20 protein-coding genes are annotated in these 22,093 nt (G+C 56.6%); 12 read left to right on the top strand and 8 right to left on the bottom strand.

All coding sequences use genetic code 11. The features are described from left to right. Positions 1 to 104 precede the first annotated feature (104 nt). Positions 105 to 833, bottom strand: a complete 729-nt coding sequence (rpsB, locus tag AB5Y76_RS13045) for a 30S ribosomal protein S2 (RefSeq protein WP_005303470.1) — start codon at positions 831 to 833, stop codon at positions 105 to 107. Between the two features lie 371 nt (positions 834 to 1,204). Here rpsB and map point away from each other — a divergent pair, with 371 nt between their 5' ends. From map to AB5Y76_RS13025, 4 genes are all read left to right on the top strand, one after another. Beyond that, complete coding sequence (gene map, locus AB5Y76_RS13040; RefSeq protein ID WP_005338579.1) at positions 1,205 to 1,993, top strand: type I methionyl aminopeptidase; 789 nt, start codon at positions 1,205 to 1,207, stop codon at positions 1,991 to 1,993. A gap of 83 nt (positions 1,994 to 2,076) precedes the next feature. Continuing rightward, the gene (gene glnD / locus AB5Y76_RS13035) at positions 2,077 to 4,713 is read left to right on the top strand and encodes a bifunctional uridylyltransferase/uridylyl-removing protein GlnD (RefSeq protein ID WP_263717463.1); all 2,637 of its coding nucleotides are present in this window, start codon (positions 2,077 to 2,079) and stop codon (positions 4,711 to 4,713) included. Between the two features lie 174 nt (positions 4,714 to 4,887). Continuing rightward, positions 4,888 to 5,715, top strand: coding sequence for a 2,3,4,5-tetrahydropyridine-2,6-dicarboxylate N-succinyltransferase (gene dapD / locus AB5Y76_RS13030; protein WP_005338581.1), 828 nt, complete (start codon positions 4,888 to 4,890; stop codon positions 5,713 to 5,715). A 127-nt stretch (positions 5,716 to 5,842) separates the two neighbouring features. Then, entirely contained in the window at positions 5,843 to 6,226 is a 384-nt protein-coding gene (locus AB5Y76_RS13025) for a DUF3461 family protein (RefSeq protein WP_005338583.1), read from the top strand. 269 nt (positions 6,227 to 6,495) lie between these two features. On the opposite strand, the gene ptsG is transcribed toward AB5Y76_RS13025, so the two are convergent. The 6 genes from ptsG to AB5Y76_RS12995 form a co-directional block, all read right to left on the bottom strand. After that, on the bottom strand, positions 6,496 to 7,926 hold the full coding sequence (gene ptsG / locus AB5Y76_RS13020; RefSeq protein WP_005338586.1) for a PTS glucose transporter subunit IIBC: 1,431 nt from the start codon (positions 7,924 to 7,926) through the stop codon (positions 6,496 to 6,498). A 423-nt stretch (positions 7,927 to 8,349) separates the two neighbouring features. Then, entirely contained in the window at positions 8,350 to 9,282 is a 933-nt protein-coding gene (locus tag AB5Y76_RS13015) for a MalM family protein (RefSeq protein ID WP_263717462.1), read from the bottom strand. 74 nt (positions 9,283 to 9,356) lie between these two features. Then, entirely contained in the window at positions 9,357 to 10,724 is a 1,368-nt protein-coding gene (locus AB5Y76_RS13010) for a carbohydrate porin (RefSeq protein ID WP_263717461.1), read from the bottom strand. Positions 10,725 to 11,238: 514 nt separating this feature from the next. Continuing rightward, the gene (locus AB5Y76_RS13005; protein ID WP_042055099.1) at positions 11,239 to 11,679 is read right to left on the bottom strand and encodes a flavodoxin; all 441 of its coding nucleotides are present in this window, start codon (positions 11,677 to 11,679) and stop codon (positions 11,239 to 11,241) included. Between the two features lie 88 nt (positions 11,680 to 11,767). Then, positions 11,768 to 12,541, bottom strand: coding sequence for a tRNA pseudouridine(65) synthase TruC (gene truC, locus AB5Y76_RS13000; protein ID WP_263717460.1), 774 nt, complete (start codon positions 12,539 to 12,541; stop codon positions 11,768 to 11,770). Beyond that, a complete protein-coding gene (locus AB5Y76_RS12995; RefSeq protein WP_263717459.1) occupies positions 12,538 to 12,873 on the bottom strand; it encodes a YqcC family protein in 336 nt (111 codons plus the stop codon). The genes truC and AB5Y76_RS12995 overlap by 4 nt, the downstream gene beginning before the upstream one ends. Positions 12,874 to 13,149: 276 nt before the next feature. Here AB5Y76_RS12995 and AB5Y76_RS12990 point away from each other — a divergent pair, with 276 nt between their 5' ends. The 5 genes from AB5Y76_RS12990 to AB5Y76_RS12970 all read left to right on the top strand — a co-directional run bounded on the left by AB5Y76_RS12990 (position 13,150) and on the right by AB5Y76_RS12970 (position 16,083). Further along, positions 13,150 to 14,190 (top strand): DUF3549 family protein, encoded by a 1,041-nt coding sequence (locus tag AB5Y76_RS12990; RefSeq protein WP_040067970.1) that lies wholly within the window; start codon positions 13,150 to 13,152, stop codon positions 14,188 to 14,190. 112 nt (positions 14,191 to 14,302) lie between these two features. Beyond that, positions 14,303 to 14,602: a DUF3301 domain-containing protein gene (locus AB5Y76_RS12985; RefSeq protein ID WP_100646599.1), complete on the top strand. Its 300-nt coding sequence runs from the start codon at positions 14,303 to 14,305 to the stop codon at positions 14,600 to 14,602. A 74-nt stretch (positions 14,603 to 14,676) separates the two neighbouring features. Then, positions 14,677 to 14,913, top strand: a complete 237-nt coding sequence (locus AB5Y76_RS12980; protein WP_088869965.1) for a DUF2789 family protein — start codon at positions 14,677 to 14,679, stop codon at positions 14,911 to 14,913. Positions 14,914 to 14,997: 84 nt separating this feature from the next. Beyond that, entirely contained in the window at positions 14,998 to 15,294 is a 297-nt protein-coding gene (locus AB5Y76_RS12975; protein ID WP_040068486.1) for a hypothetical protein, read from the top strand. Between the two features lie 3 nt (positions 15,295 to 15,297). Beyond that, positions 15,298 to 16,083, top strand: a complete 786-nt coding sequence (locus AB5Y76_RS12970; protein ID WP_263717458.1) for a Zn-ribbon-containing protein — start codon at positions 15,298 to 15,300, stop codon at positions 16,081 to 16,083. A gap of 92 nt (positions 16,084 to 16,175) precedes the next feature. On the opposite strand, the gene AB5Y76_RS12965 is transcribed toward AB5Y76_RS12970, so the two are convergent. Beyond that, on the bottom strand, positions 16,176 to 16,724 hold the full coding sequence (locus AB5Y76_RS12965; RefSeq protein WP_263717457.1) for a SecY-interacting protein Syd: 549 nt from the start codon (positions 16,722 to 16,724) through the stop codon (positions 16,176 to 16,178). Positions 16,725 to 16,916: 192 nt separating this feature from the next. Between AB5Y76_RS12965 and queF the strand changes: the two genes are divergently transcribed. The 3 genes from queF (at position 16,917) to AB5Y76_RS12950 (ending at position 21,958) form a co-directional block, all read left to right on the top strand. Then, the gene (gene queF, locus AB5Y76_RS12960) at positions 16,917 to 17,765 is read left to right on the top strand and encodes an NADPH-dependent 7-cyano-7-deazaguanine reductase QueF (RefSeq protein ID WP_263717456.1); all 849 of its coding nucleotides are present in this window, start codon (positions 16,917 to 16,919) and stop codon (positions 17,763 to 17,765) included. 210 nt (positions 17,766 to 17,975) lie between these two features. Beyond that, positions 17,976 to 20,258, top strand: coding sequence for a hypothetical protein (locus AB5Y76_RS12955; protein ID WP_019445908.1), 2,283 nt, complete (start codon positions 17,976 to 17,978; stop codon positions 20,256 to 20,258). Between the two features lie 83 nt (positions 20,259 to 20,341). After that, a complete protein-coding gene (locus AB5Y76_RS12950) occupies positions 20,342 to 21,958 on the top strand; it encodes a diguanylate cyclase (RefSeq protein ID WP_263717455.1) in 1,617 nt (538 codons plus the stop codon). Positions 21,959 to 22,093: the final 135 nt, after the last annotated feature.

The following is a 22,093-nucleotide window of genomic DNA, read 5'->3' as shown; positions in this document are numbered from 1 at the left end:
GTCCAGTATCCTCGGTCTTGAATTGACAAGAAACAGGGGCCACAAGGGCCCCTGCTAACCAATTACATCAGCTTGGTTAATAAGGGCTTTACAGTCCTTATCAATTACTCAGCTTCAACGAAGCCATCTTGTTCAGCTTGAACAACGATGTCCTGAGCGCGAGCTTCCAGTACGGTGTCAGCAGCAGCATTCAGGTACAGCTGTACGGCACGGATAGCGTCGTCGTTACCCGGGATGACATAGTCAACGCCGTCCGGGTTGGAGTTGGTATCAACGATGGAAACTACCGGGATACCCAGGTTATTGGCTTCTTTGATAGCGATATGCTCGTGGTCGGCATCGACAACGAACAGAACGTCAGGCAGGCCGCCCATGTTCTTGATACCACCCAGGCTCTTCTCCAGCTTTTCCATTTCGCGAGTACGCATCAGCGCCTCTTTCTTGGTCAGCTTGTCGAAGGTACCGTCTTGGCTCTGGGTTTCCAGATCTTTCAGGCGCTTGATAGACTGACGAACGGTTTTCCAGTTGGTCAGCATACCGCCCAGCCAGCGGTGGTTTACATAGAACTGGTCGCAACGCTCAGCGGCTTCTTTTACGGCTTCAGACGCGGCACGCTTGGTACCAACGAACAGTACCTTGCCTTTCTTGGCAGCTACGGAGCTGATGAAGTTCATGGCATCGTCAAACATCGGAACGGTTTTTTCCAGGTTGATGATGTGAACTTTGCTGCGGGCACCGAAGATGTAGGATTTCATTTTCGGGTTCCAGTAACGAGTCTGGTGACCGAAGTGAACGCCGGCTTGCAGCATGTCGCGCATAGAAACTTTAGCCATTTTATACCTCTGTATTGGGGTTAGGCCTCCACACATCCCATATAACCGACCCGTTAAGGCACCCCGGCATATGTGTCGATGTGTGTGTGTTGTTTAAGTAAGGGTGATGAAATCGGGACGCAAGTTCCCCATTCCGGCGCGCTTTATATCATAACTTTGTCCAGGACACCACCGGCCGACACCCTAAACAGGTGTAAATATGGATCCCGCCAGAGGATGCTGCGATGCCGATTTGACGTTGTGATGACAATCACACTGGAAGTACGCGGGGGTTGCGGATAAAATTTTGCCCTGATTGCAAACGCATCTATTTTTCATTACCTGTCCTGTCTGCCCTCGCAGGCCCAGCGGCAGGCCGCAAGAGAGATCCCATGTCCATTAAAATCAAGACACCGGAAGAGATTGAAAAGATGCGCGTTGCCGGCCAATTGGCCGCCGATGTGCTGGTCATGATTGCGCCCCATGTCAAAGCTGGCGTCACCACTGACGAACTGAACACCCTCTGCCACGACTATATTGTCGACGTACAACAGGCGGTTCCAGCTCCGCTCAACTACCACGGTTTCCCCAAATCCATCTGCACCTCGGTGAACGATGTGATCTGCCACGGTATCCCGAATCACAAGAAGCTGCGCGATGGCGACATCATCAACCTGGATATCACCGTTATCAAGGATGGTTACCACGGCGATACCTCGGCCATGTTCATCGTGGGTGAAACCACCCCGCTGCGCCGCCAGCTCTGCAAAGTTGCGCAAGAGAGCCTCTACGCCGCCATCAAGAAGGTGCGTCCGGGTGCCTGCATCACCGAGATTGGCGCAGTGATCCAGCCCATCGTCGAGAAGGCCGGTTTCTCCGTGGTGCGTGACTACTGCGGTCACGGTATCGGTGCCGAGTTCCACGAAGAGCCGCAGATCCTCCACTACCGCAACAGTGGCAAGCTGGAGCTGAAAGCGGGCATGTGCTTCACCATCGAGCCGATGGTCAACAGCAAGAAGTATCACTGCAAGGTCAATCCGAAGGATGGCTGGACCGTGACCACCAAGGATGGCGGCGACTCCGCCCAGTGGGAGCACACCCTGCTGGTGACCGAGGATGGCTGCGAGGTGCTTACCCTGCGCCCCGATGACACTATCGACCGCTTCATCAAACACAGCTAACATCGAACCCCGGCCCTGAACTTCCAAAGCGCCGGGGTTTTTACTTCTGTTTCAGCCGTTTGCCTGCCACTGTGTGAGATGCCATGGACGCCAGCCTGCTTTCCCCCCATTTGTTACCCGATGACCAGCTCACTCGCGACAACTGCAAAGAGTACCTGAGCCGCTTTCTCGGCTGGCTGCACGCCCGTTTTGATGCCGGCGACAACATCATCGAGCTGGTCGCCACCCGCTCCGAGTACATGGATCAGTTGCTCTGCCGGTTGTGGCAGAAGTTCGGCTTTGACAAGAGCGATCTGACCCTGATCGCGGTGGGGGGCTATGGCCGCGGCGAGCTGCACCCCCACTCCGATATCGACCTGCTGATCCTCTATGATGGCGATGAACTGGACGAGGTGTTGGGACTGCGCATCGGCGAGTTCATCACCTTGCTGTGGGATCTCAAGCTTGAGGTGGGTCAGGCGGTGCGCAACGTGGCGGAGTGCCTCGAGCAGGGGCGCGCCGATATTACGGTCGCCACCAACCTCATTGAGGCCCGCTACATCACAGGTCGCCAGGAAGGTTTCCGACAACTGAAAGAGGCCACCGGCCCCCAGCACTTCTGGCCGAGCGAAGCCTTCTTTCGCGCCAAGCGCCAGGAGCAGGCTGAACGTCACCAGCAGTTTCTCGGCACCGCCTACAAGCTGGAGCCGGATCTCAAGAGCAATCCGGGCGGCCTGCGCGATATTCAGACCCTCGCCTGGGTCGCCCGCCGCCACTTTGGCGCCACCACCTTGTTCGAGATGACCAGCCACGGCTTTCTCAATCGCGCCGAGTATCGCGAACTACTCGACTGCCAGAATTTTCTCTGGAAGGTACGCTTTGCCCTGCACATGGCCATCAACAAGGGAGATAACCGCCTGCTGTTCGATCGCCAGCGTACCGTGGCCCAGATGCTGGGGTTCGAAGGGGAAGGCAACACCCCGGTCGAGCAGATGATGAAGCGCTTCTATCAGACGGTGCGTCGGGTCTCCGAACTCAACGAGATGCTGCTGCAGCTGTTTGACGAGGCGATCCTCGGCAACACCGCCATGGATGTGCGCCGCCTCTCCGACGAGTTCCAGCTTCGTGGCCGCCTCATCGATGCGGTGGATGCGGAGCTGTTTAGCCGTGAACCGGCCGCTATTCTGCGCCTCTTCTATCAGATGGTCCAGCATCCCGAGATTGCAGGCATCCACTCGGCCACCCTGCGCCAACTGCGCGAGGCACGCCGTAAACTGAACTGCTGGTTGCAGGATCTGCCCGACTGCCGTCGCCTGTTTATGGCGCTGCTGCGCCACCCCAACGGCATCGGCCTGCCGCTCACCCTGATGCACAAATACGGCATCCTCGCCGCCTATCTGCCGCAATGGAACCTCATCGTCGGCCAGATGCAGTTCGACATGTTCCACGCCTACACGGTGGATGAGCACACCCACCGGCTGCTCAAGAACATTCACCAGTTCCCCAATCCGGCCAGTCGCCAAAGCCACCCGCTCTGCCACGAGGTCTTCACCCGGCTGCGCAAACCGGAACTGCTCAGCATCGCTGCCCTGTTCCACGACATCGCCAAGGGGCGGCGTGGCGATCACTCGGAGCTCGGCGCCGTCGATGCGCTGGAGTTCTGCCAGCTGCACGGTCTGGATCGCTACGAGAGCCGACTGGTCGCCTGGTTGGTACGCCACCATCTGCTGATGTCGGTCACCGCCCAGCGCCGCGATATCTATGACCCCGACGTGGTCACCGATTTTGCCCAGAAGGTGCGCGACGAGCAGCATCTAGACCTGCTCTACTGCCTTACCGTGGCCGATATCTGCGCCACCAACGATACCCTGTGGAACGACTGGAAGGGCACCCTGCTGCGGGAGCTATACTTCGCGACCCAGAAGGCGCTTCGCCAGGGGCTGGAGAACCCGCCCGACATGCGGCTGCGCATTCGCGAAAACCAGCGTCAGGCCAAGCAACTGCTTGCACAACGGGATGTATCGGAAGAGGCAATCAATCAGCTCTGGGCCGACTTCAAGGCCGATTACTTCCTGCGCCACAGCCCGGAACAGATCGCCTGGCACTGCCGCCACATCATCGAGCATGGCGACAACCCGGCACCGCTGGTGATCATCGGCAAACACCCGACCCGCGGCGGCAGCGAGGTATTTATCTACTGCCGCGACACGCCGAATCTGTTTGCCACCGTGGCCTCGGCGCTGGATCAGAAGAACCTCAACATCCACGATGCCCAGATCATGAACTCGCGCAGCAACTATGTGCTCGATACCTTCGTGGTGCTGGAGCCAAGCGGCGAACCCATCAGCCCCAACCGCACCGCCACCATCAAGAAAGCGCTGGAGAAGGCGCTGCAGGAGCCGGGCAAGCTGGTGCTGCGCAACAAGCCGCTGTCACGGCGCCACCGCCAGTTCAGCGTGCCGACCCGGGTGGTCTTCCTGCCCCATAAAGGGGAGAGCCGTCACACCCTGATGGAGCTGACGGCCCTCGATACTCCCGGCCTGCTGGCGCGGATCGGTGCCGTTTTCCAGCAGTGCGGGCTGTCGCTGCACGCCGCCAAAATCGCCACTTTCGGTGAGAGGGTCGAGGACTTTTTCAGCCTGACCAGCCTCGATGGCGAGCCCTTGACCGCCGAACAGCAAAAACAGCTGGAAGAGCGACTGGTACACCAACTCAACCCCCAGCAGTCGGTACTGGATTAAGCGAAGAGTGATTCGAAAGAGACTGGTTGTCGGGCGTTTTTTGCCATGCCAAACAACTGGTTGGCGCACACCGGATGAAGAAATGGCCGCTGGCCGGAAGAATTCCGGTCAACCCCTTAAAAACAGTCGGAAAAGTGTGATACAACAAACAGAATTTTTTAAAGGAAACCTGTCATGACCGAGTTGCAACAGATCATTGAAGCGGCCTTCGAACGCCGCGACACCATTACTCCGGGCTCCGTGGATAGCGCCACCAAGTCAGCCATCCTGCAAGCCATCGACCTGCTGGACTCTGGCAAGGCACGGGTTGCCGAGAAGATCGCCGGTGAGTGGGTTGTCCATCAGTGGTTGAAGAAAGCGGTACTGCTCTACTTCCGCATCAACGACAACGGCATCATCAAGGGCGACGATGCCCAGTACTACGACAAGGTTCCCCTCAAGTTCTCCAACTACACCGCCGAGCAGTTCAAGGAAGCGGGTGTGCGCGTGGTGCCGCCGGCAACGGCCCGCAAAGGCTCTTTTATCGCCCCCAATACCGTGCTGATGCCCTCCTATGTCAACATCGGCGCCTTCGTTGACGAAGGTACCATGGTCGATACCTGGGCTACTGTCGGCTCTTGCGCCCAGATCGGTAAGAACGTCCACCTCTCCGGCGGCGTCGGCATCGGCGGCGTACTGGAGCCACTGCAGGCCAACCCGACCATCATCGAAGACAACTGCTTTATCGGTGCCCGCTCCGAAGTGGTTGAAGGGGTCATCGTCGAGGAAGGTTCCGTCATCTCCATGGGCGTCTTCATCGGCCAGTCCACCCGCATCTATGACCGTGAAACCGGCGAGATCCACTACGGCCGCGTACCGGCTGGCTCCGTGGTCGTCTCCGGCTCCCTGCCCTCCAAATGCGGCAAGTACAGCCTCTACGCGGCGGTGATCGTCAAGAAGGTTGATGCCAAGACTCGCGCCAAAGTCGGCATCAACGCTCTGCTGCGCTCCATCGACGAGTAATCAGCATTGCCGTGATTAAATGGGCGCCTGATGGCGCCCTTTTGATTTTGGCGCCCCTGTCACAGGCAAGCCATGAGGCATCGGTTAAGATGGATGGGACAGGATCGTTTCAAACCGAGGAAGCCTGATGTACGAGAATCTGAAGAGCCTGGGGATCCAGGATCCCGCCTCCGTAGACAGCTACACCCTGCGCCAGGAGGCCAACCACGACATCCTCAAGATCTACTTCAAGAAGCAGAAAGGCGAGTTCTTCGCCAAGAGTGTCAAATTCAAGTATCCCCGCCAGCGCAAGACCATGCTGGTCGACTCCGGTACCCATGAGTACAAGGATGTCACCGAGATCAATGCCAACCTCAAATATGTGGTGGATGAGCTGGACAACCTGACCCAGGGCGTCCATCAGCAAGCCGACCCGGACATCAAGCAGAAGATCCTGCGCGACCTGCGCCATCTGGAAAAAGTGGTGCAGAACAAGATCAGCGAAATCGAACGGGATCTGGAGAAACTCTAACCCTCCCCCTCTTGCTTAAAGAGCGCCCGATGTGGCGCTCTTTTTATTGGCTGACTTTATGTAGGTTTATCAGGTGATGACATGCGATAAGTCGAGCGAGGCACACCAGCGGTTGTGCCGACATAGGGCATCCCGTTACACATCGCATCTTGGGTAACGAGACTCCTGCCGAGTTCGACCTGCTGTGACTCGCACGCTCCATAACCATAAATAGCAAGAGGGAGGCTTTCGCCTCCCTCTTCAAACACGCTGATATTCAGGCAACAGGATTAGTTGCTCTTCATCCAGATGTCCATGTCGGTTTTCAGGTTGTCGGACTTGGTACCGAAGATGGCTTGAACGCCGGAACCAGCCACTACCACACCGGCAGCACCCAGCTTCTTCAGACCAGCCTGGTCAACCTTGGCAACATCTTTCACGCCAACACGCAGACGGGTGATGCAGGCATCCAGAGAAGCGATGTTCTCTTTACCACCGAAGGCGGCAACCAAAGCAGCAGACATCTCGTCTTTGCCTTGGCCAACGGCCTCTTCAGCAGTCTCGTCTTCACGACCCGGGGTTTTCAGGTTCATGGCACGGATAACGAAGCTGAATACCACGTAGTAGATGGCCGCGTAAACCAGACCCAGACCAACCAGCAGCAGCATGTTGTCGGCACGCGGTGATTGCACCACGAAGTCGATGAAGCCGTTGGAGAAGGTGTGACCGTGTACGATACCCAGAGAGTTGGTCAGCACATAAGCCAGACCAGCCAGTACTGCGTGGATTGCGTACAGAACCGGAGCGATGAACAGGAAGGAGAATTCAATCGGCTCGGTGATACCGGTCAGGAAAGAGGTCAGGGCTGCAGAGGCCATGATACCAACGATCTTGGCGCGGTTTTCCGGCTTGGCAGCGTGAGCAATGGCGAACGCAGCAGCAGGCAGACCGAACATTTTGAACAGGTAGCCACCAGCCAGCTGACCGAAGCCGTTACCGGCAGCGCGGGAAGCGTCATCAGCAGTCAGGAAGCAGGTCATGATACCGTGAACAGTTTCACCGGCACCGTTGACGCAGGTACCAGCCTGATAGAAGAACGGTACGTTCCAGATGTGGTGCAGACCGAACGGGATCAGGGAGCGCTCAACCACGCCGTAGATACCGAAGGCCAGTACCGGGTTCTGGTTGGCAGCCCAGTCAGAGAAGGCACCGATGGCGCCACCCACTGGCGGCCAAATCACAGACAGGATCACACCCAGACCGATGGAGAGGAAACCGGTGATGATGGGTACGGCACGTTTGCCCGCGAAGAAGCCCAAGTACTCTGGCAGCTGGATCTTGTAGAAACGGTTGAAGGCCCAGGCAGCGATACCACCGGCCAGGATGCCACCCAGCACGCCGGTTTCGATGGTTTCAACACCCATCACAGGTGCCATGACCTTCAGGGTTGCAACCATGATGCCATAGCCAACGATGGCTGACAGACCGGATACACCGTCGTTATTGGTAAAGCCCAGAGCAACACCCACTGCGAACAGCAGGGCCATCTGGCCAAATACAGAACCACCGGCTTGCTCCATCAATTGGGAGACAATTTCCGGCATCCAGCTGAAGTGGGCAGCACCCACCCCCAGCAGAATACCTGCGACTGGCAAGACTGATACTGGCAGCATCAGCGCCTTACCAACCTTTTGCAGATTAGAGAAAGCATTTTTGAACATTGTGTGCGCTCCTGAATGGATTGTCGTCCCTGAACGATCTATCTGGATGAAATAAGCACTGATTCATTCAGATATCTTCGAGTCGGGCTTGTTTATTTTGACCATCAGAATATAACCCAGCGGGTCATAAATTGCTGCTTTCGAAGGCGGGGGAATATTGAATTTGGAGGGAAGATCACAACTTGTTTAGCGGCTAAAAAACGCCTCTAATATAAGTTAATAATCCGCATTATCACTTTATTACAAAGACATATAAATAGCAGTTTCACTTTGTATTTTAATAATACCATTTACATCAAATGGTAACCCAATGTAACCCAATGTAACGGCGTGATTTTTATTTATTACAGTCTACCGATTAAAAAGGCCTCCAACAAGGGAGGCCTCAACAAATATATCTGACCAGCAAACGGTCGTATTACTCTATTTTTGCGAGCGCTTGACCGCATCAATAAACACGCTTTTTGCTTTGGTTGAACCAGCCCGCTCGGCCTCGTTCACCAGCTTCATCGCCTTGTCGATATCCCCCGCCTTGACCGCTTTTTCGATCTGGCTCTGGTAGAAAGCTTCTGTTTCACTCAGCATGGCAGGTGCTGAAGTTGATGCTGGTAACACGATGGCACTTTTGCTATTGCCTACGGTAGGCTGAGGTGAGGGAGTGATGGACTGGTTTTGCACTGCACCTAATGACATTACCTGCCCTGAACTCAAGAGCTGGCCAGATGAACGCACCGACAGAGCTAAATTACCAGACATGCTGTGTGAGAACACAGGATCAGCTTCTACCGGCTCAGCCAAGCCAGTCTCCTTTGCCCATTTTCTTGCCGCAGACATTACCTTAGTCTCACCCTGACGACTTTTGGGGTCCGCCTTGATAATCATAAACTCAGCCTGCTGGCCAGATGACGCTTGGTCTAAGGTAATATGGCTATCCAGGGAAATGCGACGACCGATGCTGCCATAAACGAGCTGGAATTGCTCAGCATTGACTTCTTTTATAACCCTCAGATTTTTGTCTAAAAAAAGCACACTTGGCAACATGATGCTATCAGTGAAATAAGACTTAAGCGTGATATCTATTTGGCTACGCTGCTTGGGCAGCTGAAAGGCTTTGAAGTAAGACTTGCCATCATTGAAGTCAAATACAGGCGAAGAAGAATCCAAGACTACTTCCAGAGTGCTGTCATCATCTGGCAATGCATCAAGGGGCATCTGAGCAAAATCCGTGCAACATGCGGGAGACGCCATCAAGGTAGCGAATCCAGAATCCGGAATTGACTGTGAGCTATGACTGGCACATCCACCCAACAGCAGAACTCCAGCCACGATCACTGCCACTTTCGTGTTACGTCTCATAATAGCTATTCCTTTAAATCAAGAAGCGACGCATGAACATGCGCCGCTTCTTTTACTGTTAGCTGAGAATCAGCTTAGAACCACACTTCAGCTTCAACACCATAGAACACTTGGCTCTTCTTGTTATTATCAATGCCAATGTTACCAGCAAATTGTTCATCATCTGCGCTCACCCAAGATACGAAAGGCTTGATTTGCGGGCGACCCCAGTAGTCAGCATCAACGGTAAAGGCTACAGCGGCTTCCAGAGCGTAATACTTAGCAGTAGTATCGCTATTGTCTACGTCAGAACCAAACCAATTGGCAGCACCACCGGTGGCCTTCTCATTTTTCTCTACAGAATAAGAGCCGGTAAAGATAGCACGCAAATTATCATTGATTTTATAAGATGGTTGCACTGCCGCAACAAAACGAGATACGTCTAAGTCACCATCCCAACCGACATGTTGCGGTGCCCAGTAAGTGACCTCAGTGCCGATTTGCAGGCGGGGAGTCACGTCAGCCACCCCGTAAGAGGTCAAAAACAGCGCCTTGGAGTCTTTACCAAAGCTACCGTTCCAGGAGCCGAAGTTAACCCCACGATTGGAGGCCATACCTTCGCCATAAGCGATAGCCGTTTTGGACCAACCTTTAAAACCATAATAATCACGGTTATAGGCAATAGAGGCACCAACACCGGTATCTGCATTGATGATATATTTTCCGGTCACCGGATCTCTGTTTGATGCGGCATCGGCATCGGTATTGGACTGCTTCATCCCCTTCAAATCGAAGTCGAAAGTGCCACCAAGAGCTTGCAGACCATAATAGTAAATATTCAGTGACGTAGCGGTGCGATTTTCACCGGTTTTGCCGAAGTCATGGCTATTACGCACTTGGCCTGCATCATCAGCTGATACCACGGCCATACCAAAACCACCATTCTGGAAACCAGCACCGACACCGGAAGATTGCTTCCAGAACTCTTTGGTCAAGATCCCTTGTTCACGGTTCAAATAACGTTGACCGGCCCAAATCTTGGTATCTTTATCAAGGAAATCAAAACCAGCCAGCTCCACATAGGCTTCTTTCATTTCAAATTGGGCATCATCACGCTTTGTCTGCAGTGAGCCTTCAGAGGAAACAAAATAGCCAGTGTCACCTGCATTCTGGTTACCATATTCGGCACGTGTGACAAACTCACCCTTTACACCATTTTTGCCTTCAAATTTCTTTTTTACAGACAACTCGACCTGGTTGGCATTTTCATCCATAGAGGTCACAGTACGGTAGTCCTGTTTCCCCAAGGTGTTCATTTTGCTGGCGCCATCGCCATTCCATTGACCACCCAGACGACCATAACCATGTACTTCCCAACCATTATCTGCGTCAGCAGCAACAACAACACCGGAAGAGAGCGCCATACTTACTGCGGCAGCTATCGGAAGCCATTTTGCATTCATTGTCATTTTCCTTTTCCCGCTGAGGATGAGTGATGTCCTAATAATCAAGGCTTAGCCAGTAGATATATCCAAGTGACAAGCAGATGCGATTATATGGAGCATGCCAGCTGGGTGATATGACAACACTCACAAAATGAACACCCATTGCCAAACCACAACAAAAAGCACAAAAAAAACCCTCAAAAACAACAAGCAAGCAGAAATAAAACCAAAAATAGCATACTTAAAGCAATAAAAAACCACTTGAAAGCGATACCAACAAAAATATAAGCCATCAAGAAATGTCTCATTAGCTCCACAATTCTTTAAAAACATGATTGAAATCGCTTTCAGCGATTGAACTATTTAGAAAGAACTATGTACATATTTCCACACGAAAGAGGACTCAAAAGAGAAAAAATAAAACAACAACAGAGATAATTTATGGGAACATATGAGAAATGACAGTTCACAAATAACAATCCCCTGCCGGTTAAGGATCAGGGGATTGATATGGCTCTTTTTCAGAGAATATTCAGGGCTGAATATCCCACTTTTTCAGCCAGCTGAGTGCCACCTGTTCGGGTTCATCGTGCACGGTGGCATCCAGCTCCAGCGGGGGAATCACTCGCGTGGCGCCCAGCTCTTGCAGCAATCCGTCCAGCCGACGGCCCGCACCACAAAAATGGTCATAGCTGCTGTCCCCCATGGCAATCAAGGCATACCGCAGCCCCTTGAGCCAGGGCGCCTTGTCAGCCAGCTCGCTGGCAAAGGGCTGCAGATTGGGAGGAATGTCCCCCTGTCCTGTAGTGGCACTGACCAGCAATAAAAAACGGCCGGGGTCTATGTCCGCCAGCCGTGCTTCTTCGTGCAGAGAACAGTGATGCCCCTTGCGTTCCAGCTCATCTGCCAAGGTCTCGGCCACCAGCATGGCTGCGCCGTAGACAGTTCCTACCACGATATCGATCTGCGCCATTCTCCTCTCCCTGCTTGAGTCACTCTTTTAGCAACTCTATCAGCAAGCTGGCGTCAGATGCCACCGGTTCAGGGCTGAGGATCGGCGCTTAGTAGTCGCTCTCGCTGGCGGGCCAGCCCAGCTCGGCAAACAGGCGCAGCACATCCTGACCGAGCGGCGCCTGGATCCGCATCGGTACCTTGAGCACCGGATGGGTAAAGCTCAGGGTGCGGGCCACCAGCAGCAGCCGCTCGCAACCGAAGTGCTCGCGAAAGAAACGGTTGTGACGACCATCCCCATGGGTGGTATCCCCGACGATGGGGTGGAACAGGTGATCCATATGACGGCGCAGCTGATGCTTGCGGCCGGTCTTCGGGAACAATCTGACCAGACTGTAGCGACTGGTGGGGTGCTTTTTGGAGACCGCGTGGGGCAGCTCGACCTGATGCAAGCGCCGGAAGGTAGTGACGGCATCTTGCGCCGGGCGATCCGGGTTGCTCATGGCATCGGCAATCTTGTCCAGCTGCTCCTTGAGGGGATAGTCGATCACCCCCTGCTCGGGTGCCCAACCACGCACCAATGCCAGATACTCCTTGTGCACCTGACGCTGGGTAAAGGCTTCGGTCAGCGTGCGGGCAATCACCGGATCGAGCGCAAACAGCAGCACCCCGGAGGTGGGCCGATCGAGGCGATGCACCGGATAGACATGGCGACCGCCGATGAGATCCCGGGTCATCTGCATGGCAAAACGGGTCTCGCCCTTGTCGAGCCAACTGCGATGCACCAGCAGACCGGACGGCTTGTTGACCGCCACCAGCCACTCATCCTGATAGAGCAGAGTCAGCTTCAGGTCACTCTCTTCTCGAGTTTGCGCAGGCATCATTGTTCGATCACTTTGCCGGAAAGCAGCAGATCGAAGCGGGCGATCAGGCGCAGCAGCGCTTCTGCCTCGGCCAGATCCTCTTTGTAGACTTCGCTGGCCATGGGATAGAGGGAGACGCAGGTGGGCAACGGCGCCTGCAACATCACCAGCTGCTCCATGCGCGGGATCAGCACGAACTGCAGCCACTGATCAAAGCTCAGGGTATCGACACAAAAAGGCAGGGTGCTTGCCAGGGCTTCGTCACCGGGATGGTCAGCTTGCCAGCGCTCAAGGCGCTGCAACTCGGCGGTGAGTTCCCCCAACAGGCCAGCTACCAGCAAATATTGATTCATCTCGCTCTCTTCCTCATAACCACAAATTGATCCGCCGACCCGACAGGGTCAGCCAGGATGCCGATACATTCAATCGCGCAGCACCGGCGGTTCAGCCGGGTCATCGACATACACGGCAGCCAGCGCGGCCTGCTGCCTTTAAAAAAGGGCGATACTATACACCTCCCCCCGCATGGCTGCCATGTTGATATCTGCCGCAGCGCACGTCTGCTGCCACTGGCTATCCTCGGCAAGGGCCTTATAATCGGCCCGCATCACCATTAGCCGGATCTCACCATGTCTGCGACGCCTACTGCCATCAATACCTTGACCGAATTTCTGACTCAGGCTGGCACCCAGTTCCAGCTGTTTGACATGGGCCGCCAGGTGCGGCCACTGGCAAGCGACACCTTTGTCCGCATCGAACAGCAGCAGGAGCCCTATCCCTGGCCGCTGCAACAGCACGCCTGGCTGGGTGTGCACTTCTTCCAACCGAGCGAGTCTCGCCACTACCTCTGGTTCCTCAAGTTTGCCCTCGATGAGCGCGGCCTGCTGATGTCAAACGGCCCCAAGCTGTTCATGGATCAGGTGGTGGAGACCCTGGGCTACAAGCTCACCGGCGATCTGGACGAGGAAAAAGCCCAGCGCTTGGCCGACAATCCCTACACCTTCCGCCCGGCGGAGGCCAAGATGGCCAGTCTGCATGCCAAGCTGGCGCGACAACTGGAGCAGGCCCCTTCTGCCTATTACGATGCCCTCTGCCACTATCTGGCCGCCCCCAACGATACCGGTTGGCAAACGCTGGGGCTGCAGGGCTTTGCCGATCTGGCCGAGCGCCTGCATGATGAGCGCAATCTGGCGCTGATCTGCAAGGCGCTGCCCAAACTGCCGCAAGAGCCGCTCTATGCCCTCTGCCAGAGCCTTGAAAACGCCCCGCTGCCGCCAGCAGTACAAGGTGCCCTGCTTGAGCGGATCGGCAAGGAGCAGGAGTGCGCCGCCCCCAACCCTGAGACCCTGGCCTACCTCTGCCGCGCCATGGCCTCCTGCCCCGGCAGCACGCTGCGCACCAACAAGCTGCTGACCCTGCTGCAAACCCAGCCAAGCCCGGCGCTGCTGCTCGCCATCGCCGGCCGGCTCTGGCCCGATCTGAAAGATGCCAATCTGCTCAGCCACTATCTGGAACAGCTGGCGCTACAACCGACCCAGTTCTTCAATCAGGTTTTTGCCGAGTTGGTCACTTTACCGGCCCTGCGCAATGATATGCTGGCCAGACTGCGCGACCCCGAGCGCAGCGATGCGCTGGGCAAGGCCATCGGCCGTCTGTTTGCCTCGGCCTGATCCCTCGCCTCCCCCTCACGCCACGAGGCAACACGGCGGGAATATAGAAAAGGAGATCGGGAGTGCCGAGCAGGACTCCCGGTTATCGACATCACGATAAGGAAGCCCGCCTATGGGAGAGATGCTCGGAATTTTGTTGCTGATTGCCGTAGCCGGCCTGTTCTGGCTGCAACGCCAACAGGCAGAAGTGGCCTGGCAATACATGCGCCGCTACTGCCAGCACCATGACCTGCAACTGCTGTCGCTGGCCCGCAACCGGCGGGAGCTGGCCCACAATCCCCTGCGGCTGCTGACCCACTATCAGTTTGAATTCTCCAGCGATGGCGAGAGCCACTATCAGGGCACCCTCAAGATGCAGGGGCTGCACGTCGTGGGCGTTGATCTGCCACCCCATCGCATCCCCTCAGCCTGATCCCCAATCTCGTCTCTGCGCCCGATGGCTGTGCCTGTCTATAATCTCAGGGATTAAGCAAAGGGAGAGACGAGATGGAACCCCTTGTCCACGATCTGCCAGCCCTGTTTGCCCAGCTCGGGATGGCCAACGACGAGCTGAGCCTGCACCGCTTTGTGCACGACCATCACCTCGACAATGAGACCCTGCTGCCGGAGGCCGGTTTCTGGAGCGCCGCCCAAGCCAGCTTTCTGCGCGATGCCCTGTGGAACGACTCCGACTGGTGCGAGGCGATCGACCAGCTCGATGTGATGTTGCGCCAGCCCCGCTAAGCCGCCCGCCCCTTTCCTCCCCTGCTGGCTTTGGTTAAGATCCCGCCCCGATATCGATCCCTCCTTCTCACCCAGAGCATGCCTATGTCCGCCCACGAGATCATCCGAATTGCCAACGAGCTGGCCGCCAAGGGCCTGACACCCACCACCGCCATGATCAAGGCCCGCCTCACCCAGCCTGTGCCGATGGCCGAGCTGCTGAAAGTGCTGAGCCAGTGGAAGCAGCAGCCCGTCGCGACCGCCGAGAGCGAGATCCTGCAAGAGGCAGCCCCCCAGCCTGCACCGGAGCTCACCCTGCAGCAACTCGCCGAACAGCTCGCGCGCATCGAACAGAAGGTAGATCGCCTGACCGACCTGCTCCTCCAGCAGGGGCAAGGCTGAACCATGTATATCGTCGAACTCTGCTTTGAGTGTTACCGCGATACCTCCCTTGGCGAAGCCGAGCGGGCTATCGTCAACTACCTCGACATGCTGCGTTATCAGGGCCAGATCCTCGGGCGGGAGTTCCCTACCAGCATGCACGACGGCTATTTCGTCAGTCGGGTAGTCTGCCCGGAGCAGGATAGCCTGCACCCCGATAACCAGAGCGATCAGGTCAAGCTGGCGGAGCAGCAGCTCAATCAGGCCGGGCTGCTGGCGCCGAAACTCCAGCTGCAGGGGGCGGATCTACTCTCCGACAGCACAGACCCTTGCGGCCAGCAGGGCGAGCGGCCGAGCTGGATGATGCTCTACACCAGCTTCCTGCACACCTGCTCGCCGCTGCGCTGTGGCGACCACTTCGCCCCCATTCCGCTCTACCAGCTGCCCGCGGTCGCCAACGGCGATCAGAAGCAGATCATCAAGTGGCAGGAGGATTGGGAGGCGTGTGATCAGTTGCAGATGAACGGCTCCATCGCCGAACATGCGGCGCTGCACGAAATCGGCGAAGTGGGCAGCCGCCTCTACCGGCGCGGCACCGACCTGGCCAAGCGGCTGGAAGTGCTGAGCGGCATCCCCACCTACTACTACCTCTATCGGGTGGGCGGGCTGAGCGCGGCCGAGGAGAAGGCGCGCCCCTGCCCCAGCTGTGGCGGTGAGTGGGCGCTGGCAGAGCCGCTGCACGAGATCTTCGACTTCAAGTGCGACAGCTGCCGTCTGGTCTCCAACCTCTCCTGGGATTTCAAGGATTAAGCGCGTTCCCTGTACGCGATGCCATAAAAAAGAGCCTTGCCGCATGGCAAGGCTCTTTTCGTTCCGATGAGTAACCTTGGCTCAAACAGGTGCTATTGCGGCAACGTCTCCAGCCGCTCCAGAAACGCCGGTAGGGAGGGAGCCAGCGTCAGACGGCGGCCGGAATCGAGCCACTCAAGCCACACCTGACCACTCTCGTTATCCAGCGAGATGAGCGTCATCTCGTTGCGGGTGGTGGCAATAAAGATGGAGGGGGTTCGTTTTAGCTTGCGCAGCATCAGCAGGTGGCCGATGAGGTTCTCCCTGAGCAGGTCGAGATCCGCGTCGTTCCACGGCAGGATCAATTCAAGGCGCAGCCCCTTGAAAAGGCAGGGGATGGGGCGACTGAACCAGTGCCCGAACAGGGCAATGGCGCCGGGATGAATTGTCAGCTCAAGAGCATCGGCCATAGCCGTAAAATCGGCGGGTTCGGGGCGCTGGTGAAGGCGCCAGGCCACCCGACCATCGGCGGGCTCACCAAGCTGGCAGGGGGAACGCCAGTCCGCCTCCCACTCGCACAGGGGCAGGCCTCGTCTGGCCTCGCCATCCCGTTGCCAGCGGGCAAAAAAGTGCTCCAGGGCAGACAAAACTTGATCCGACATCGAAAATCCCCACAATTGCTGGCAAAGTCCGCTATTGCACCACCAAACCCGGTAACAGACAAGGTTGCCAGCCTACCTTGCGACCCGGGATACAGAACACGGGATACAGAGAGGCCGACGCCCAAGCCAAACGGCTGCAACCATCCGGCCCTGCAATGGCCCGTTTCATTCCACTCATCATGAGCACATTACGTGAGCAAACAAGATAGATACGCCGGGGCCAGCGCCCTGACCGGCCTGAGCCTGGGCCAGCAATCCGATTACATCAGCCAGTACACCCCCTCCCTGCTGCAGCCGGTTCCACGTAGCCTGAACCGGAATGATCTCCAGCTGGGCGATGACCTGCCCTTCACCGGTTGCGATGTCTGGACCCTCTATGAGCTCTCTTGGCTCAATGCCAAGGGCAAGCCGATGGTGGCGGTGGGTGAAGTGGCCATTCCGGCCACCAGTGCGAACCTGATCGAATCCAAATCCTTCAAGCTCTACCTCAACTCCTTCAACCAGACCCGTTGCGACTCTATCGAGGCAGTCGCCGCCATGCTGACCAAGGATCTGAGCGCCTGTGCGGGTGAGATCGTCAAGGTGACCCTGTTCCCCCTCGACAAGGCGCCGCACCAGATTGCCCAGCTGCCCGGCGAGTGCATCGATGAGCAGGATATCGAGGTAGACAATTACGAGTTTGATGCGTCCCTGCTGCAAGGGGCAGCCGGTAGCGAGCTGGTCGAGGAAACCCTGCACAGCCACCTGCTCAAATCCAACTGTCTGGTCACCAGCCAACCGGACTGGGGCTCTGTGGTGATCCGCTACAAGGGGCCGAAACTCGATCGGGAGAAGCTGCTGCGCTATCTCATCTCGTTTCGCCAGCACAACGAATTCCACGAGCAGTGCATCGAGCGGATCTTTATCGACCTCAAGCACTATTGCCAGCCTGAGCAGTTGACCGTCTATGCCCGCTATACCCGCCGCGGCGGCCTCGACATCAACCCGTTCCGCTCCGATTTCGAAGCCGTGCCCGCCAACTTGCGTCTGATCCGCCAATAAAGTCGAGTTGCGACAGAGAGGGCAGGCACACTGCCCTCCATGACTTGCAAAAAGGTTTCAATCGATGCTTTATGCAGCTGGGATAAGGGGGCTGGATAATAAAATCCAGACGAAACCCACTTGCCGGCCACCAGCAAACCACAGTAAACGCTGGACTCGCAGGGGGGGGCTTGGATAACATGCCAACACCTCTGCGCCGTCCTTAATCCAATGAATCAACTGTTTTTTCTGGCCATGATGATGTCCTCCCTGTCAGCTCCGAATCTGGATCTGGACAAGGAGCAACTCTCTATCGATCTGCAACAAGCGCAATCGATGGTACTGACCGATCCTGCCAGATGCGTCCAGATCACCACCGCCTTCCTGACGCGCGCAGCCAATAATCCCCAGCAAATCATCAGCAATCGCCAGGAGTTCGGTTATCGCGAACCCATCCTGAGCTACAGCACGGCGGCCCAGACCATAGGCGCCCACTTGCTCAAAGGGGAGTGTCTGCTGCAACTGGGCCAATATCAGGCCACCCAGCAAGCGCTCGACAAGGCGATGGCGCTGGCAGACAAAGAGCGGCAACCGGAACTCAAGGCCCACGGCCTCTATCTCAAGATCCGCAGTCAGGCCCTCAAACCGGATAACCAGAGCACCAGCCGCGCCCTGATGGATCAACTGGACGAACAGCTGGCCGTCCCCACGCTCAAGCAGAGCCAGCTCCAGATTTATGGCCGCCTGCAACGCACCAGCTACGACATCGAGAACCAGCACTTCGATGATGCCAAGGCCCACTTGGCAGATGCGCGGATCTGGGCCGCCAAGACCCCCAATCCCCTCGCCAGTGCCTGGGTCAGCGCCATCAGCGGCGACCTTTATCGCGCGCTGCAGCAGCCACAGCTGGCGCTGGGGGAATATATCGATGCCCAGCAACAGGCCAAAAGCCTCAATGACCCGCTCTTTCTCGGCCTGCTGTCGAACCAGATAGTCAAACTCTACCAGCAGGAGCAGGAGCCACAGAAAGCGCTGCAGTATGCCAATGAGGCGGCCAACTACTTCCACTCCATCGGCAACCCCTCCCTGCTGTGCGACTCCCTGATGGTGCTGGCGCGACTCAACCGCGAGCAGGGCGACCTCAATATGGCGCTGGTCTACTTCTTCAATGCGCTGGATCTGCTCGATGAAGGGAGCAACCGACCACAAGCCTCCCTGCTCAAATACGAAATCGGCAAGACCTACCTGCAAAGCGGCAACCTCTCGCTGGCCAGCAACTACCTCAATGCGGCCCGTCAGTCCCATGAGCTGAGCGATGCCAAAGAGCCGCTGATCGATACTCTGCTGCTGCTCGGCGAGCTCTATCTGAAGAAGCAGGAGGCCGCCATCGCCATCCTGCAGTTGGAGAACGCCCGCGCACTGGCCAATCAGCTCGGCGATACCCGCCGCCAGTACGAGGTATTCCGCCTGTTGTCGCTGGCCTATGAGCAGAAGGGGTATCTGCGTCAGGCTCTCGACAGCTACAAGCGCTTCCACCGTCTTGGCGAGGAGGTGCGCCAGCAGGAGCAAGCCATGGAGCAGGCGGCGATCCGCGACAACTATGTCCAGGTCGAGCGGGTACAACATATCAAGGAGCTGGAGCAGCGGCTTAACAACAGCCAGCATCAGCAGGAGCGCTATCTCTGGTCGAGCATCACCACCAGCCTGCTGCTGGCGCTCTTTATCTACCTCTTCTTCACCCTCTGGCTCAAGCTGCGTACTGCCCGCCTGCAACTGAAACGGACCAATGAGGCCCTGCTGATCGAGCCACGCTCGGGGCTGGCCAACTGGCAGCGGCTGATGAACCGCTGGCCCCGGGAGATGGCAAAGCGCCAGCTCAAATCGGATCGCTGGTACCTCAGTGAACAGCCCTCCAGCGAGTTCGATGACAAGCTGCACTATCTGCTGTTCCGGGTACCTTTCCTGGTCAACACGCTGGAGCGCCACGGCTATCAGGCCAGCAGAGAAATCGAGCAGGCCTTTGGTGCCTATATGGACACCCTGACTCCACAAGATGGCCGTATCTATGACTTGCGTGAAGGACACATGCTCTATGTGGTGCCACAGCGCCACGTCACCAACCTGCATCAACTGGCGGGAGACCTGCTGACCGCCATCGCCGCCTTCCCTTGCAACTATCCGCTGGATCGCCGGATCAGCCTCGGGATTGTCAGTCACCCCTTCCTGCCGAAAGCGGCGACCGCGCTCGATCACAATGGCCTGTTTGACCTCTGCTATCTCGCCCTGTCGGGAGCCATTCAGCTCAGTGAAAAATGCCAGCAAAACGCCTGGTTGGAGCTCGCGGCGATCGATTGCCAACAAGCGGCATTTTTTAATGGAGATGTGTGGCAATGCGGCCTGATGGCAATTGACAAGGGACTGGTAAAAGTCAATTCTTCTCATGAAAAGCAATGGGTTAATTGGCCCAGCCTTGCAAGGAAGCCGGCAGCCGATAACCACCAGGAAATAATGTAGATAACAGGCGAGGATCGAAACCAGGTTCGACCACTGTTGCTATCCAACACCAAAAACAATAATGACAACAGGGCGACCTGATAATGAATGACATCGCTGCCGTAGCAGGACAATTGGCAAGACTCAGGGAATCCCTTCAGCAGAAACAGCTGGAACTCGACGGCGTACTGTCGTTTTCCGATGCAGAGCGTGCCCGTGGTATTCAGTTTATCAACAAGTTGATGCTCTCCTGCCGTGGCTTCGACCGCGAGCTGGACAATCGCTTCGCCAAGCTCAAGCAGAAACTGGATAACAATCCCGCATTTACCGCGCTAGACGAGGATCTGCTGGCCATTGAAAAACTGCTGCAGCAGCACAGCAATGTGCTGGAAGAGTCGATCACCCTGACCCAGACCGCCATCGAGCTTGGATCCAAACAGCTGAAAAACATCAAGGGCTTCCCGGAAGAGACCCGCAAGTCCCTCAAGGAATTTCTGGCAAGTCCCGCCGGTTACAGCATTGCCGATCACCAGAAAAAGGTGATCAAGCTGCTGGAGTTTTACCAGCAGGCGATCAAGATCCAGCTGCTGCCAAGCCAGCCCCTGTTGGCACCGTCAGGTGCAACTCAACAAGAAAGCGATACTGCCAGCAACGATGGCCAACCCGATGTCGACCCGTTTGATCTCAAGGATCACGCCCGTATCGCTGATGAGCTGCAGCGGCTTATCACCGAACTCGACTTTGCCGGCGCCATCGGCGAGAGCCTGAGCGACATTCGCCGCCAACTGCTGATCGGGATCAACCCTGCCCTGCTGGCGGAAACCTGCCTGCAGGTGATCGAGCTCATCATCGAAGGCACCCGTGAGGAGCGCAAAGCCTCCCGCGCCTTCCTCAGCTCCCTCAACGAGAGCCTGTCCGCGGTACATGTCGGGTTTACCGAATCCCTCGATGAGGGGCGTGCGCTGCAAAACGAAACCCGCGAGACCCGCGAGGCGCTGGTCAACGAGTTGCAGGCGATCGATCACTCCCTGGCCAGCCATAACTCCATCGATGCGCTCAAGCGCGCCATCTCCGGCCATATGGGCGCCATCAACCTGCTGCTGCAAGAGCGTGACAGCACGGTGGCGCGGGAGCGTCACCTGCTCACCCGCCTCTCAACCATGGAGTCCAAGCTGCGCTTGATGAAGGAGGAGACCGCCGAGTACAAGAAGCGGCTGACCATTCAAAAACACAAGCTGTTCCTCGACAGCCTGACCCAGGTGCACAACCGGGCCGCCCTCGATGAACGGCTGGAGCAGGAGTACAAACGTTGGCTTCGTTACCGCACTCCGCTTTGCATGGCGATCATCGACATCGATCACTTCAAGAACATCAATGACAACTACGGCCATATGGCGGGTGACAAGGCACTGAAAGTGGTCGCCAAGGCGCTGCAGAGCGCGCTGCGTGACACCGACTTCATCGCCCGTTTTGGTGGAGAAGAGTTCGTGGTGTTGCTGCCCAACATCAACCCGGACAAGTTCCAGAAGCCGCTGGAGACCCTGCGCCAGACCATCAAGAGCATCCCGTTCCGTTTTCGCGATGCCAAGGTGGAGATCACCATCTCCATCGGCGCAACCCTGTTCAAGGATGGGGACAACCCGTCAGATGTATTTGAACGGGCGGACAAGGCACTCTACCACTCCAAACACACCGGTCGGGATCAAGTGACACTGGCCTGACGAGCGGTCAAAAAAACAGCGAACAGTCGTCGCCCTATTTCCCTCCACCCTCTGTTACCACTACTATCGATCTCAGGGGATGCAACATAGCGTCCCCTTTTCTCCCCAGGGAAAAACACAACGATAACAAGTGAG

It is taken from the genome of Aeromonas sp. R1-2 (assembly GCF_040908505.1).
Classification (GTDB): Bacteria; Pseudomonadota; Gammaproteobacteria; order Enterobacterales; family Aeromonadaceae; genus Aeromonas; species Aeromonas veronii.
This window is presented reverse-complemented; position numbering and strand designations above follow the sequence as displayed.